15 protein-coding genes are annotated in these 14,213 nt (G+C 35.1%); 9 read left to right on the forward strand and 6 right to left on the reverse strand.

Annotated elements, in window-relative coordinates:
* Positions 1-117 precede the first annotated feature (117 nt).
* A complete protein-coding gene (locus BAOM_RS17220; protein ID WP_127761341.1) occupies positions 118-543 on the reverse strand; it encodes a flavin reductase family protein in 426 nt (141 codons plus the stop codon).
* Between the two features lie 19 nt (positions 544-562).
* A complete protein-coding gene (locus tag BAOM_RS17225) occupies positions 563-1,810 on the reverse strand; it encodes an MFS transporter (RefSeq protein WP_127761342.1) in 1,248 nt (415 codons plus the stop codon).
* Positions 1,811-1,919: 109 nt separating this feature from the next.
* On the opposite strand from BAOM_RS17225, the gene BAOM_RS17230 reads away from it, so the two are divergent.
* Positions 1,920-2,777, forward strand: a complete 858-nt coding sequence (locus BAOM_RS17230) for a LysR family transcriptional regulator (protein WP_127761343.1) — start codon at positions 1,920-1,922, stop codon at positions 2,775-2,777.
* 597 nt (positions 2,778-3,374) lie between these two features.
* Here the strand turns inward: BAOM_RS17230 and BAOM_RS17235 are convergent.
* Positions 3,375-4,313, reverse strand: coding sequence for an SMI1/KNR4 family protein (locus tag BAOM_RS17235; RefSeq protein ID WP_127761344.1), 939 nt, complete (start codon positions 4,311-4,313; stop codon positions 3,375-3,377).
* A gap of 540 nt (positions 4,314-4,853) precedes the next feature.
* On the opposite strand from BAOM_RS17235, the gene BAOM_RS17240 reads away from it, so the two are divergent.
* From BAOM_RS17240 to BAOM_RS17265, 6 genes are all read left to right on the forward strand, one after another.
* A complete protein-coding gene (locus BAOM_RS17240) occupies positions 4,854-5,888 on the forward strand; it encodes a FecCD family ABC transporter permease (protein WP_127761345.1) in 1,035 nt (344 codons plus the stop codon).
* Positions 5,889-6,905 (forward strand): FecCD family ABC transporter permease, encoded by a 1,017-nt coding sequence (locus tag BAOM_RS17245; protein WP_127761346.1) that lies wholly within the window; start codon positions 5,889-5,891, stop codon positions 6,903-6,905.
* A 24-nt stretch (positions 6,906-6,929) separates the two neighbouring features.
* Positions 6,930-7,844, forward strand: a complete 915-nt coding sequence (locus tag BAOM_RS17250; protein ID WP_127762616.1) for an ABC transporter substrate-binding protein — start codon at positions 6,930-6,932, stop codon at positions 7,842-7,844.
* Between the two features lie 781 nt (positions 7,845-8,625).
* Positions 8,626-8,967 carry a PadR family transcriptional regulator gene (locus tag BAOM_RS17255; protein ID WP_127761347.1) on the forward strand — a complete coding sequence of 114 codons (342 nt, stop codon included), beginning with the start codon at positions 8,626-8,628 and terminating at the stop codon, positions 8,965-8,967.
* Positions 8,960-9,442 (forward strand): hypothetical protein, encoded by a 483-nt coding sequence (locus tag BAOM_RS17260; protein ID WP_127761348.1) that lies wholly within the window; start codon positions 8,960-8,962, stop codon positions 9,440-9,442. Before BAOM_RS17255 ends, BAOM_RS17260 begins: the two co-directional genes overlap by 8 nt.
* Complete coding sequence (locus tag BAOM_RS17265; protein ID WP_127761349.1) at positions 9,439-9,966, forward strand: permease; 528 nt, start codon at positions 9,439-9,441, stop codon at positions 9,964-9,966. The genes BAOM_RS17260 and BAOM_RS17265 overlap by 4 nt, the downstream gene beginning before the upstream one ends.
* A 213-nt stretch (positions 9,967-10,179) precedes the next feature.
* Here BAOM_RS17265 and BAOM_RS17270 read toward each other — a convergent pair whose 3' ends face one another.
* Positions 10,180-10,824 carry a hypothetical protein gene (locus tag BAOM_RS17270; RefSeq protein WP_127761350.1) on the reverse strand — a complete coding sequence of 215 codons (645 nt, stop codon included), beginning with the start codon at positions 10,822-10,824 and terminating at the stop codon, positions 10,180-10,182.
* A gap of 262 nt (positions 10,825-11,086) precedes the next feature.
* On the opposite strand from BAOM_RS17270, the gene BAOM_RS17275 reads away from it, so the two are divergent.
* Both BAOM_RS17275 and BAOM_RS17280 read left to right on the forward strand, forming a co-directional pair.
* Complete coding sequence (locus BAOM_RS17275) at positions 11,087-11,377, forward strand: helix-turn-helix domain-containing protein (RefSeq protein ID WP_127759245.1); 291 nt, start codon at positions 11,087-11,089, stop codon at positions 11,375-11,377.
* An 8-nt stretch (positions 11,378-11,385) separates the two neighbouring features.
* Positions 11,386-12,264: an IS3 family transposase gene (locus BAOM_RS17280; RefSeq protein WP_127759246.1), complete on the forward strand. Its 879-nt coding sequence runs from the start codon at positions 11,386-11,388 to the stop codon at positions 12,262-12,264.
* A gap of 176 nt (positions 12,265-12,440) precedes the next feature.
* On the opposite strand, the gene BAOM_RS17285 is transcribed toward BAOM_RS17280, so the two are convergent.
* Entirely contained in the window at positions 12,441-13,073 is a 633-nt protein-coding gene (locus BAOM_RS17285) for a type 1 glutamine amidotransferase family protein (RefSeq protein WP_127761351.1), read from the reverse strand.
* Positions 13,074-13,148: 75 nt separating this feature from the next.
* Positions 13,149-14,111 (reverse strand): helix-turn-helix transcriptional regulator, encoded by a 963-nt coding sequence (locus tag BAOM_RS17290; RefSeq protein WP_127761352.1) that lies wholly within the window; start codon positions 14,109-14,111, stop codon positions 13,149-13,151.
* Between the last annotated feature and the right edge of the window lie 102 nt (positions 14,112-14,213).

Genomic DNA, 14,213 nt, shown 5'->3' on the forward strand with positions numbered 1-14,213 from the left:
ATAAGACATGATCTATCTCCTTAAACTTTCTGTACACGGATTATTACCGACATACATTGTTCAGAAAGCCACCCCTTATTGTACAATTTTTCCTATTTAAATCGTGTGGCCCCTACTTCATTCTGGGCGTTCTATTGAAAATTGGGCTCCTAGTAATGCGTAATCGTTTCCTGCAAGGCGGCTTACTGGTTTCAATACCTGTGCGTCGATGCCCCCAAATGGAAGGATTGTATCGACGAGGCATTCCATGCGGATACTTGCCTCCTGGATACCGGGAACAGAGATGGCTTCGCTCTCAATAGGTGTCAACTTAGTAAGCTCGACCTCACTTTGGTCCGGAGGAAGATTCGCGGCTGTCTCATTAATGGCATGGATGTAAGATTCATCTGAAATATGAATAACAAATTCTCTTTTGTATGCCGCATTCAATGTGCCGTCCTCTGCAAGGGTGGTCACAAAGGCGACAGACCGCGGGATAATGCTTCCTATAAGCAGCTTATAATTACCCTTTTCACTTTCGGTGTTTGGATCAATAGAAATCATAAGATCAACACTCTCCTTGCTAACCATTTAATGCATCCCTCGATTTCGTCACCTTAACCTTACGACTATCTGTGATCTTCAGCCATATCCCCCCGATAGAGATAAATACAGATAAGATTATAAAAGGAACCTGATATCCGTGAAAGAAGTCTACCAATAATCCAAACAAAGATGGAGCTAATACAATAAAAAATTGATTGAGTGTCAGGGCAAAACTTACTGTCAGCCCAATAAAACTTGGATTAGCTCTTTCAGAGACTAAAACGATAAAAAGGCTATACCATCCAATGGCAAAAAAACCGATAACAAAGCATAAGATACTCATCCCCCATGTAGGCAAATAATCCAAAGAGTATACCAGGTTTAGCAACATTATTACTGTTAATACAATTGTTATAAATAATGGATTAACCCTATTGCCTTTAAAAAAGTAATCACTAATCCAAGCTAACGCGATTCTACCAACCATTCCCCCGATTAATGCCGTGCTTAAGAAAAATCCAGCTAAATTAAGACTTATGTTAATAGCATTTGTTAGATAACTCATCAAGTGTGCCACTATAATCATTTGTAGAGACATCATTGTAATTCCAATAAGAAAAACAGGATAAAGTTTAGCATTATTTTTTATTTTTTTTATTTTATCTACAAACCTGTACGTCTCTCGCCCACTTATATTAGTTTTGTAGTCCCTATATAAGATTAAGAATATCACACCACCTAAAATGGCTACTACTGCTTGTGTGATTATTGCAGATGGTAGTCCATATTTATAAAAGAAGAAAGGCAATGCAGCAGAGGCTAATGCTCCCCCAATAGGTATACCTGTTTGACGCACTCCCATTGCGAGACCTCGATTTTTATTAGGAAACCACTTTATAATTGCACTACTTCCACCTGGCTGTGCAGTTCCATACCATATACCTACAAATGTCAAAATAACTAAGAGGATTAAGTATTGATTTGTAGCATTGGCAGAAAGAACACTAAGTCCGAGGAAAATAGAGCCCATTCCAACTATCCAACGTTCACCATACCTATCCATAAGATTTCCAAAAACAAGCATTGAGAAAATCGGACCTATATTAACTGCTGAAACAATTAGACCTGTTTCGAATTGAGATAAGCTGTACTCTTTTTGATAGAAGGTTGCCAAAGGTCCCATACCGTATGTCACAAAAGTAGCGCATGTCTGTGAAACTGTAGCAATTATTAAAATCACCCATTTGTAACTATTGTTTTTAGTTAATCTCATCTCTGATTGCATATTATTCATTCCTCCTGTTCTCTCTATATTGTAGGAAGACCCAGATATAAAGTAAAATGAATAATATGTATATAATCCATCAATAAATTTGATAACAGGAGAGGACAATATGGACATAAAAGATTTAATTGTTTTCCAAAGGGTGGCAGAAGAGGGGAGTGTATCAAGAGCAGCTAAGTCACTAAACTATGTACAATCAAATGTGACAACAAAGATTAAACAACTGGAACATGAGCTAGGGGTTTCTTTATTTCACCGAAATGGAAGAGGGGTTGTTTTAAACTCAAACGGTAAAATTTTATTGGAACAAGCTCAACAAATCTTACATTTGGTTGAACAATCTGCCAAACTTGTACAAATTAATGAGTCTATTCCGGTTGGTACGGTTACAATTGGATCCATCAACTCCACCGCTGCAGTTCGGTTGCCTCCCATTCTAAAGCAATATTATAATCTGTATCCGCAGGTAGACCTGGTAGTAGAGACGCATAACAGTGCAGAGTTAATAAGACAGGTCTTAAGCCGAAAACTGGATGGAGCGTTTGTAGCAGGTGAAGTTTATCACCCAGAAATAACTTCCCTTTTATTTCAAGAGGAAGAATTGGTTATGATTAGTCATAAGGACTTTTCTTCACTTGAAGATTTGGATAAATTTAATATGCTGGTCTTTGGTGATGGATGCCACTATCGGGATGTATTGGAAAGTTGGCTGAAAGAAGAGGGAATCTACCCAAAGCGAACCCTTAAATTTGGTACAATTGAGGCCATTATAGGTTGTGTTAAGGCTGGCATGGGAATAGCTGTTATGGTTCAATCTGTTTTAAAAGACCATCAGCAATCCCTACATGTAACGCCTTTGCCAGAAAAGTATGCAAAAGTTCCTACACATTTTATTATGCGAAAAGACGCATTGCTTTCTGCTGCCTTTCGTAAATTTGTAGAGCTTCTGAATCTAAGTAGCTATTAGATGCAACTAATACACCCATGCATAATCTACTGCCTATAATGAGTGTTACAGTGACAAGAGATATAAGGAGTACAAAACTTATGGATTATAGTTATGAAAAGTCTTGTTTTAATAATTCAATTTTATTGTAAGCTTACATCTCATATTATAAAGTCCATAACAAAAGACACCCTTAAACGGGTGTCTAATGAAGGAATCTATGCCATATTACTGTGTCTGTGATTACCGATGTCAAATCATCTTCCTTAATACAAAGGTATTCAGACTGAGTTTTGTGATTTTTCTTCTTTTCATACGGCACTTGTCCTTGCATAGTCAGATCGATTCACAGACTGTCGCGCCCTGTATGGGTAGCACTTATGGGAGATTAATCCTTTTGATTGGTTGCACCAGCCTTGCCTTTACTCTAACGAGAAGGATAATGTTTTTACTTTTCAATCCAACTCTATAATGATACTACTCAGAGGCTCAGCCTTTTTTAAAAAGTGTTTTTAATGGGTCCAGTTTGTTATGCTCATTTTCTGTTTTTGAGCTTTTTTAATTTTCATGGGAGTTGAATAAGAACAAATGTATTTCACTATCCGTTTGTGCTAAGTATTATTCCTCATCTCCAAAGTCAATCATCACTCCAACAACCTCTTTAGAAATGTTATATTTTACTTTCACCTCGTACATACCATCACCATAACCAGACATTGAAACCGCACCACCTGGAACCACTCCCCCTTGTGCATCTGAAGCAACAATATCACAACATGCAACATAATATTTTAATCCAACTTCATCTATCTCTATGTCATGGACATTTTTCACTTCATATTGTATGGCTTCATCTCTACCGAATACTTCAAGGTCAAAGATTCCAGCTTGTGCCGAGTCAACCCCAATCAGTTTATCGCAATCATGCCATTTTCCACTTGGTTTCTTTTCCCCATAAAAAACAAGTAAACTTTCAACCACTTCTTCATCGGTGTAAGTGATGGATGCTGTCCACTTCCCATTTTTCACATTTGAAAGTATGATTTGAAGGTCTTCTTTATCCACCTGATAACATGGGTCAGTAATAATTAACTTTCTACTTTCCACTGTAAATGCACCAAATGTTTTAGGCTTATTAGTATTCACTTTCGGCACATACCAATCAATAAATTGGCTTAAAGTTGATGCCTTACAATCGCTTATTCCAGTTTTATCATTCCAAAGAAAGATTAGCTCCTGCATAAATCTTTTTCTAATACGGTAGCAAAGTTTATCACCATTGATACTTTCACCAATACAAATCATTTCACTCGGTACACTTTTTGGTCTATTCTCTCGATTTTGTTTTACAATATCAATTGTTAATGCTGATTGTTCATTAGTTTGAATAGGGAACAAAGTCCAATCACCAAATCTTGCTCCATTCGTTTCTAAAAAGAGTTCTTTGTATTCCTCTGGAAAGGTAGCACCAAGTGCTTTTTCTATTTTTTTCAATTCAAGTAACGACACACCTGCCACTTTCGAACTCGGATTAATCATGTTTATTACTTTCTTCATTTCTTCCTCCATGATACTTTCGGATTATTATGGCATGCTAAATTGTAAATTAACTAAGAGTGTTTTTGATATTTATTATTAAAAACCCTTTATTTATACAACAAATTAATGTCATCTCTTATTCAACTAAACTGCTTACGTTAGCACAATAAGAACTTCAACAAAAAAGTGCGTTAATCCTTCTTGGATCAACGCACCCGTTAGCTTAAGTATATTGCTTCACAATATCTTCGAAAGCTGACGTAATCTTACCGCACTAAATTTACATCTTTTTACATTTCTAATCACAATTCGAAGAAAAGCGTATTAATCTTATTCCTGTTCTGACAGGATGAAAAGATATTCCATAAAAAATGTATTAAATCTAACTAGTATTGAAGAGAAGGCTATCACAGGTCTCTCTTTTTTTTAATCAAGTATCGATTCCATTTGGATATAAAATCATCCAAAAAATGATTGCCAAATAAGAGGATTATAAAATATAATACAAACGATAATGATTTTCGTTATTAATAAAAACATTAGAAGGCTGCGTTCAAAATGTTACATAACCCTTTTCAAAAATGCGTAAAGGATGGTTCAAACAAATTTCTGTTACTGCTTTTATTCATTTTTGCAATTCTTGGAGTATTAGGTTCTATGATATTGGCTATTTCATTTGGGGCCAAAGAGGTTACTTTTACTACAGTATTATCTGCAATTTTTAATTATAATCCTAAGTTGACTGAACAACAGATTATTCATGAATTGCGGTTTCCACGGATGATAGGTGCTGCAATCGTCGGGGCAGCTTTTGCAGTTGCGGGGTGTCTAATGCAGGGAGTAACCCGTAATCCATTAGCAGATGCAGGGATTCTTGGTATTAATGCTGGAGCAATGTTTATAGTTACTCTTTGTTTTGCTTTTTTTCCAGGTATTCCGTATTCACTATTAATGGTTTTTTCTTTTATTGGAGCTGTACTTAGTACTCTATTCATTTATATCATCGGATCTTCTGTCCCAGGTGGGCTAACACCTATGAGATTAACTATTTCAGGTGCAGTAATAGCAGCACTTTTACATTCACTTAGTGCAGGTGTAGCCATTTACTTTGATTTGAACCAAGATTTAGCTTTTTGGTATGCAGGAGGTGTTGCGGGAATTAAGTGGGATCATTTAAAGGTGTTGGTTCCCGTTATTCTCATCACGATTATTTGGGCTATAACTATGGGTCGCTCTGTTTCTCTTATTTCCTTGGGGGATGATATAGCTATAGGTCTTGGGATAAACGTAACTCTAATAAAGGTACTATCTATTATTATAGCTGTTATTTTGGCAGGCATTTCTGTTTCAGCTGTTGGATCAATAGGATTTATTGGATTAGTCATTCCACATATTTCTCGAAAGTTGGTTGGAGTAGATTATAGACTTGTCATTCCAATGTCTGCGTTATTGGGTTCACTCTTACTGATTATAGCTGATTTAGGAGCGAGAACAATCAATCCACCTCGTGAATTGGCAATTGGTATTTTAGTAGCCCTTGTAGGAGTTCCGTTTTTTCTTTATATTGCTCGTAAAACTGGGAGGGATTTATAAATGAAATCCCAAGCCAATGCAAACAACAAGAGAACCTATACTGTTGCTCTAGTATTAATTTTGATTAGTATTAGTATTGTTTTAATTAGTTTGAATACAGGATCTTTACAAATTGCTCCATTTAAAGTAATCCAGACTCTTTTTGGATACGGTGATTATAAAAGCTCTATAGTGTTGTTCGAATATCGTATGCCCCGAATCCTGATAACCATGTTGGGCGGGATTGGCTTAGGAATTTCTGGTGCGATTTTACAAGGATTGTCCCGTAACCCTTTGGCGGACCCAGGAATTTTGGGGCTACATTCAGGTGCCTCCTTTGGTCTGATTCTTTTTGTTACATATTTTCATTCATTAAATCATCATGCTGCCATTCTTATCCCGTTATTTACTTTTTTAGGTGGATTATTAACGGCATTTATTATTATTTTACTTACCTATGACCGTACCAAGGGTTTACTGCCGATCCGACTTATTCTCACAGGAATTGCCGTTTCAGCGGGTTTTAGTGCAGTTACGCTTTTCCTATCCCTTCGCCTTGATGAAGAAACTTACACATTTGCTTCAAGATGGCTTGTAGGAAATGTTTGGGGGAGAGACTGGATCCATGTGATAGCCCTTTTTCCCTGGATTCTTATCTTGGCACCATATGCTTGGTCTCAATCTAAAACATTAAATGTACTATCTTTAGGGGATGATGTTGCAGTTGGACTTGGTATCTCTGTTCAAGGGCAACGTTTGCTTATGCTGGCAACCGCAGTTGGTTTATCCTGTGCGAGTGTAGCAATGGTAGGCGGCATTGGTTTTATTGGTCTAGTCTCACCCCATCTTGCACGTCGTCTTGTAGGCCCGATGTATCAGAATTTTCTTCCTGTCTCAGGACTCATCGGGATGGTCATTTTAGTACTTGCAGATACGGTGGGACGTTCTATCTTTCAACCCAATGCGATTCCAGCAGGTGTAATAGTTGCAGCAATAGGAGCCCCTTATTTTCTTTATTTATTGGCAAAAACAAAATAAATTCAACAACAAGGAGAAACAATGATGAAAAAGAAACTTACCCTTTTATTCAGTACAATGTTGTTACTTTTATTGTCCGCTTGCGGACAAACCACTTCAAATGAGGCTAGATCAACTAACAAAGAGAAAGCGGCTGACAAAGAAACTAGAATTGCTTCCCTCTCTATTCACGTAACAAATGATTTACTTGCATTAGGGATTAAGCCCGTTGGTTCTGTGGTTGGTGGAGAGTTAAAAGATTTTCTTCCCCATGTAAAGGATCAGTTGAAAGATACGAAACAGCTTGGACCTGCTAAAGATCCAGACATGGAAGCATTGCTCGAATTGACCCCTTCTGTAATCTATCTTGATAAAGAATTTGCTGGACAAGATGTATCAAAGTATGAAAAAATTGCATCCACCGAAGTATTTGATCTTGACGAAGGGACCTGGAGAGATCATTTAAGGTCGATTGGTAAACTTGTTGACCGAAAGCAGCAAGCTGAACAATTTATTGCAGATTACGAAAAAGAAACAAAAGAAGTACGCACTTTGATTAAAAATGAACTTGGTGAAGATAGTAAAGTAATGGCCATTCGTGTGACCGCTAAAGAATTACGAGTATTCAGTACAAAACGTCCAATGGGCCCGATTTTATTCGAAGATTTAGGTTTAAAGCCTGCTAACGGTATTGTGGAACTTGATTCAAATCAGCCTTACGAAGTGATTTCCCAAGAGGTTCTTCCAGATTTTGATGCTGATGCTATATTTGTTGTTGTAAATAGTGATGATGATGCTCAAACAGCTTTTAAACAGTTACAAGAATCACCTATTTGGAAAGGGTTAAAAGCTGTTAAGAGTAACCATGTTTACGTAATTCCAGATCAGCCTTGGCTTGACTATTCAGCATTAGGAAATAAACTGGCAATGGATGATGCAAAAGAAATATTCTCGAAATAAATAATATAAATATGACTGATTTTTTTAGTATCGAATGGACATGTTTGGTGGCATTTTTTAATATTCAATGGTAAAGCCTGTGGAAGAAAATCCATAGGCTTCTTAAATTAAGAGCCTGTAAATCAACTTTAGTTGTATCCTTTCACTAACCTGCCTGATTTCTCCTGTGGAGGTCGGTTCTTTTCAATAACTTTGTGAAGAATTGCACCTAAACTAAACTGCTTCGTTAGCACAAGAAGCGATTGCTCTAATTGAACAATCGCGCCCGATAGTTGAAGATCTTAGTGTAGCTTCGGAATAAAGTTTTATCAAAAATATCCTAAAAACCCATATTTTACAATAAATAAAAAGAATCCATTTTGAAAAATAGATTGATCAAAATAGGATTCTTTCTTTATGATCGAGTGTTCAATTTTCATAAAAAAGTTTAATCGTTTTTTATTATTTGTAAAAGACTATCTGTCATTTTCAACTACTTCACTTTTAAATCACTCTTGCTTTTCTTGAGATTTTTTCACCTCGACACCATCTATAGATGACATCGCATTCATTTCTGTTGACCTTGTTAATTCTTCGGTAGTATTTACAATTGAATTCATGTTATCAGAAAGATAAAAAAAACATGTTGTTTATTTTTAGAACTGACATGACATTATATTAAATTTATACTGTCAGTAACATATTACTGTTAACGACAGTATAATATTACTAACAGTAATACTTTTAATGTTATGATGACAAAAAATATTTTTTACATTTAATTCAGGAGGTTAGATATTTTATGAAACATACAGGGAGACATACAGGTGCATTTCTTTTGCTGTTTTTAACAGAGGGAGATAGCTATGGAGGGAAATTTCTGCAGAAATGTGAAGAAGAGCTTCCCGTCAATCCAATTGATAGTGCCATCATATACCGCACCCTAAAAAAATTAGAAAAAGAAGGTGCTGTTGAATCTTATTTGGACACATCTGATCAAGATAAGCCGAGAAAGATGTACAAAATTACTACAGTAGGAATAAAACAATTAGAAGAGTTTCAAATAGATATTGAAGAAAAAATGAAAAACTTATCATTTTTCTTAGACAAATATAAAGACTGGAAAGAGTCTAATCATGATTAATGGCGCTCTCCTTTACTCTTTAGCCATTATTCTTATCAGTATTTCTTTTGTAAAGGATCGGAATAAAACAAAAGATGCTCTATTAAAGTCATGGAACATGTTTCGTAATCTTATACCTTCCATGCTATCAATTATGCTTTTCGTTGGACTATCACTATCTATATTAACGCCTTCCTTCATTTCTTCCATCATTGGGGAAAAATCTGGATTCATCGGTATTGTTTATTCAGCAATAATTGGCTCTGTTGCACTCATTCCAAGCTTTGTTGTGTTTCCTCTTGGAAATACATTAGTCCAAAATGGTGCGGGCCTCCCTCAAGTTGCGGCATTAATGTCTACATTAATGTCAGTAGGAATCACAACTTTACCGATGGAACAAAAGATATTTGGGCGAAGTTTTGCTTATTCTCGTAATGCATCTGCACTGTTAATGTCTCTCATATTCTCGTATATTATTTGGGTGGTGATGGTATGAATGAATTAAGAAGATATCGTTTCTTTTTCATTTTACTATTGGGACTCATTATATTGACTTTTATAAACCAAGCTTTGGGATGGAACGCATTTCAATTAACAGGAAAAAGTATTTTAGATATGCTGTTTCTACTTCCTCCTGTCTTAATATTCGTAGGGTTGCTTGATCAGTGGGTGAAGAAAGAAACATTAATTAAATATATGGGGAAAAAATCTGGCATCTATGGCATCTTGTTCTCCCTATTATTAGGAGGAATTGCAGCTGGTCCCCTCTATGTTGCTTTTCCAATCGCGGCACTTTTATTAAAAAAAGGAGCGAGCATACGATACATTGTATTTTTTCTAGGAGTTTGGACAACTGCAAAATTACCGGTTATGGTGTATGAATTTTCTTCATTTGGAGCTAAATTTACACTCATTCACATTTGTTTTGGTCTATTATTTTTCTATTTAATGGGTATTATTTATGAGAAGTTTTATAACCAACGACAACTGTTAAAGTATGATATAACTAAAGAAGTTTAGATTTAGATCAATAAGTCTTTAAGCCCTTCCATCCCAGATTCTTTTGTAGCTGTAACCTTTAAAGATACGACGGTACATCTTTTTTGCAAACAGTATAACTTTCTTTAGAACGGTATGACTTTATTTCAAAGCTACACTTAGCATAAAAGAACCAATGCTTCACCACTATTTCTTCTTGTGCTAACGTACCTGTTAATTTAAGAAAATATCTAATTAAAACTCTTTACCCCATTCATCATCTAAAATTACACCATTTTCAGCGATATATTCTATAATAACCGAACCATGTTTCAATTTATCTTCGCTTTTTAGAAAAGATATGAACTCATTGAGAATTTTTTCGTCCCCGCCGCGCCTTTTTCGGGGAACAGTAATACGGATGGTAGGTGCAACATCGAACTCTTTATAACTTCTAGGATTAACAGGGTCAATACCCAATTCTTGCCCAATTTTATCATTGTTAAAGAAAACATGGAAATCAGTTGTTTCTCCAAAATTCCCTTTAATAAAAGGACGTATTTCAGTTTCTAAATCATCCGCCCATTTATCAGCAATGTATGTGTCAACCATTTGTTTTGTTTCATCATCATAATAAACTAAAAATTGTGTATTATTTTTCTTATCCCTAACCTGTGCAGCATATTCAAATCCAAAGTTCCCCATATTATCATACAGAGTGTCATATATCTCGAAGTTATCATTAAATTTATCTTCTAAATATTGCTTCGCTTGAATCTTTATCTTGTCTTCTTCATCTTTATCAGGCTTCATTTCTAATACAAAGGTAACTACAAGTAGTCCAATTCCTAACAAGATGACACCCAAAACACCAAGTGTGATTTTTAGATATTTATTCAAAACATCTCCTCCCTTATTTAATAATTTACCATAAAAACCCATAACACCTATTAAAGTATCCTGCTCCTATAGTTTAAGTACAATCTTTCATAAACACCATCCTAGCTTTAGCCAAAGTATTCAATTTTTCTTGAGATACTTCCTCCATTAAATGGCCCTATAATGAAAAATAGGCGCTTACCCTTGTTCTGGTATGCTCCCCTTATAGTAGACACGTTTTAAAAAGCGCATTAATCTGTCTATTATTAAGGGGGTATTTTTTATGGAGAAAAAAGCAGAGACTTATGATATATCATTCAAGAAAAAAGCAGTGGATTTATTTCATCAAAAGAAGAATTATGCAGCCGTTTCCAGAGAATTAAACACTCATCGAAAAAACATACAACGATGGGTTAAACAGTTTAGTGAAGATGGGATGGTTGGTCTTAGAGAAAAACGTGGCAGAAAAAGTGGGTCTAGTAGAGTCTCTTCATCTACCTTTGAAAATACCCAACAGAAAATAAAGCGATTAGAAGCTGAGAATGAACTATTAAAAAAGCTTTTAAAGATGTGAAAGGAGGAATGAATCTAAAACCTAGTATTCTATTTCCAATCATTAATGATTTATCTAAACAAGCTCACTCTATACAGCTACTTTGTCATCTAGCTAAAGTATCAAGAAGTGGATACTACAAGTGGATAAAGCGTAAAGCATTACCTTCGGAAAAGCAGATAGAGGATGAGAAGCTAAAGCAGAAAATAATAGAATGTCATCAGAAATATAAGGGCATCTATGGCTATAGAAGAATACAAATTTGGTTAAAGAGGACCTATGATATTCATATTAATCACAAAAAAGTTCAACGGTTACTAAGTGAGCTAGGTATTAAAGCAATTATCAGGAAGAAACGAATTTATTACGGTAAGAAAGAACCTTATCTTATCTCGAATAATTATTTAAATAGATCCTTTTACGCTTCTCGCCCTAATGAAAAGTGGGTAACGGATATTACGTACCTCATTTTCAATGGACAGAAACTATACTTGTCTGCCATCAAAGACCTATATAATAACGAAGTTGTTGCGTACCAAATTAGTAGACGTAATGATTATAAACTAGTCTTGGATACTCTTAAAAAAGCCATAAAAGGAAGGAATGTAAAGGGACTCCTTCTCCATAGTGATCAAGGATACCAATACACTTCCCATAACTATAATCAGCTACTCACAAGAAATAAAATGAAAGCTAGTATGTCTAGAAAGGGCAACTGTTGGGATAACGCTAGTATGGAAAATTTCTTTAGTCATTTAAAAACAGAATGTTTTAACCTGCATACTTTTAAAACTTCACAAGAGGTTAGAAGGGCTATTAAAGACTACATTCACTTTTATAACCACGAAAGGTTTCAAACCAAGCTAAACAACCTGACTCCTATCGAATATAGAAGTCAGGCTTCTTAACTGCGCTTATTTTTTTATGTCTACTTGACAGGGGTCAGATCAGTTCCAGAATAGCGCCCGATTCTTGAAGATCGTTCCATTATAATTACCAAAGAAAAAAAGCCCACCATTGTTCAATAAGATTAAAAAGAGATTTAGTTACCAGTTCTATTTATAACGACGTTGATTCTTTTAGCTCATCTATTTATTGAATTCATTAACTGGAAGAAGTATTCAGGTTGATGAGTCTTATATAGGTTATACCATGAATGTAATGTATCTGGTGAAAATACATCTAATTTTTTCAGTACTTCCATCGCAAATTCCAGAGGAGCTACTCCTGATGCAGTAACCAAATTCGCATCAGATACTGCAGGTCCCATCTCATGAAATTTTTCTCCTTTATAATTAGGACAGACCATTTTAATATACTCTAAATTATTGCTTGTATGCTTTCTAGAATCTAGGTATCCAATATTCGCGAGGCCCTCGGTTGCACCACAAATTGCAGCAACAATAGTGCCAAGCTGTAAAGCTTCGCCAATTTTTTTCAAGACAGGTTGATGAATATCTTCTCTCCAAGTAGTCCCTCCGGGTAAAACCAAAAGATCTTTACTCTCAAGAGTACACTCATCAAGAGAAATATCTGGTTTTATGGTCAGTCCCCCCATCGTATTAATCATTTCTTTATTAACTCCTACTGTAACTACTTTTAAAGGTGCTAATTCTTTTTTGAAATATCTTCCTGTGTTTAGTTCTGCAATTAAATATCCATATTCCCAGTCTGACATTGTATTAAATACATATAGATAAACTTTTTTTGTTTGCATCCAATAACACTCCTATCACAATTGATATAGCCTATTATAATAAAACTTCCCTGACAGCTACAGTCAGGGAAGTTTTCATACTTGATGAAATTTTATTAATTCAAACAGAACTTCAACAAGTCTTTTCTTTAGACTTATTGGCTCAATAACTTGAATAGATTTACCATACTGTAAAAGTAAATTAGGTACATATGTATGTAGCATATCTTTTTCAAGAAGAAATACTGCTTGATGTAAAGTCCGTTCTTGTAAATAATGTCCTAAAAACCAATGTTGGCAAATATCTTCCAACGTCCTTGTATCCCCATTAATAACTAAAGAAGTAATCTCTTCCTTATCTTCTATAGTTGGAAGGAGGTTTTTCATAAAAAAGTCACGTGCTGAAAAATTTTCTGGCCGGTTAAACTTATTTTCAGTTAGCATTAGACTTTCAATTCGATCTACTCTAAAACTACGGATATCATTCCTAAGATGACAAAATCCAATCACATACCACTTATTATTCCAATAGATAATTCTGTACGGATCGACCAATCTATACTTTAATTGCTTTTCGCCACTTTTATGGTAAAGAATTTTTACTGAGTATCCGTCAACTACGACCTGCTCCAACTCCTTCAAAAAAGGTTCCATAGAGCGGGAACTTAATCGACTTATTACTTCAAGACTAGTTAAATGTTGGTTTATCTTTGTTTCCTGCTCTTTATTTGAATATTTGCTTAGTTTTGAAATAGCCCTATTTAGTGCTTCACCTCCATAATATCCGGCTTCTTCTGCAAAAACAGCAGCGTGAAATAGTGAAGTTTGTTCCTCAAAATCAAAAAAAAGAGGAGCTTCAATAAAATTGTTCAATAAAGTGTATCCACCGTTATGTCCTGTGTCTGAAATTATAGGTACACCACTTGTTGAAAGTGTATCAATATAACGATACACAGTCCTTATATTCATCTCTAACTTTTCTGAAATTTGTTTCGCAGTAATTTTTTCACCTGAACTAAGCATCCATAGAATTGCTAGTATATTGTCAATTTTAGGCATATAAATCCACCCTCTATATGGAATTTATTATCTATTATATAAGTTTTAGTAATAAATGAATTTCACTATATTTATCATTTAAAATTTAATTTATTTCCTTGA

Origin of the sequence: Peribacillus asahii (genome assembly GCF_004006295.1) — a bacterium.
GTDB classification, from domain to species: domain Bacteria; phylum Bacillota; class Bacilli; order Bacillales; family DSM-1321; genus Peribacillus; species Peribacillus asahii_A.

Excerpts from the sequence above, each read along its gene's own strand:
- BAOM_RS17220 (WP_127761341.1), bottom strand. The coding sequence starts at position 543 with ATGATTTCTATTGATCCAAACACCGAAAGTGAAAAGGGTAATTATAAG.
- BAOM_RS17225 (WP_127761342.1), bottom strand. The coding sequence starts at position 1,810 with ATGCAATCAGAGATGAGATTAACTAAAAACAATAGTTACAAATGGGTG.
- BAOM_RS17230 (WP_127761343.1), top strand. The coding sequence starts at position 1,920 with ATGGACATAAAAGATTTAATTGTTTTCCAAAGGGTGGCAGAAGAGGGG.
- BAOM_RS17235 (WP_127761344.1), bottom strand. The coding sequence starts at position 4,313 with ATGAAGAAAGTAATAAACATGATTAATCCGAGTTCGAAAGTGGCAGGT.
- BAOM_RS17240 (WP_127761345.1), top strand. The coding sequence starts at position 4,854 with ATGTTACATAACCCTTTTCAAAAATGCGTAAAGGATGGTTCAAACAAA.
- BAOM_RS17245 (WP_127761346.1), top strand. The coding sequence starts at position 5,889 with ATGAAATCCCAAGCCAATGCAAACAACAAGAGAACCTATACTGTTGCT.
- BAOM_RS17250 (WP_127762616.1), top strand. The coding sequence starts at position 6,930 with ATGAAAAAGAAACTTACCCTTTTATTCAGTACAATGTTGTTACTTTTA.
- BAOM_RS17255 (WP_127761347.1), top strand. The coding sequence starts at position 8,626 with ATGAAACATACAGGGAGACATACAGGTGCATTTCTTTTGCTGTTTTTA.
- BAOM_RS17260 (WP_127761348.1), top strand. The coding sequence starts at position 8,960 with ATGATTAATGGCGCTCTCCTTTACTCTTTAGCCATTATTCTTATCAGT.
- BAOM_RS17265 (WP_127761349.1), top strand. The coding sequence starts at position 9,439 with ATGAATGAATTAAGAAGATATCGTTTCTTTTTCATTTTACTATTGGGA.
- BAOM_RS17275 (WP_127759245.1), top strand. The coding sequence starts at position 11,087 with ATGGAGAAAAAAGCAGAGACTTATGATATATCATTCAAGAAAAAAGCA.
- BAOM_RS17280 (WP_127759246.1), top strand. The coding sequence starts at position 11,386 with ATGAATCTAAAACCTAGTATTCTATTTCCAATCATTAATGATTTATCT.
- BAOM_RS17285 (WP_127761351.1), bottom strand. The coding sequence starts at position 13,073 with ATGCAAACAAAAAAAGTTTATCTATATGTATTTAATACAATGTCAGAC.
- BAOM_RS17290 (WP_127761352.1), bottom strand. The coding sequence starts at position 14,111 with ATGCCTAAAATTGACAATATACTAGCAATTCTATGGATGCTTAGTTCA.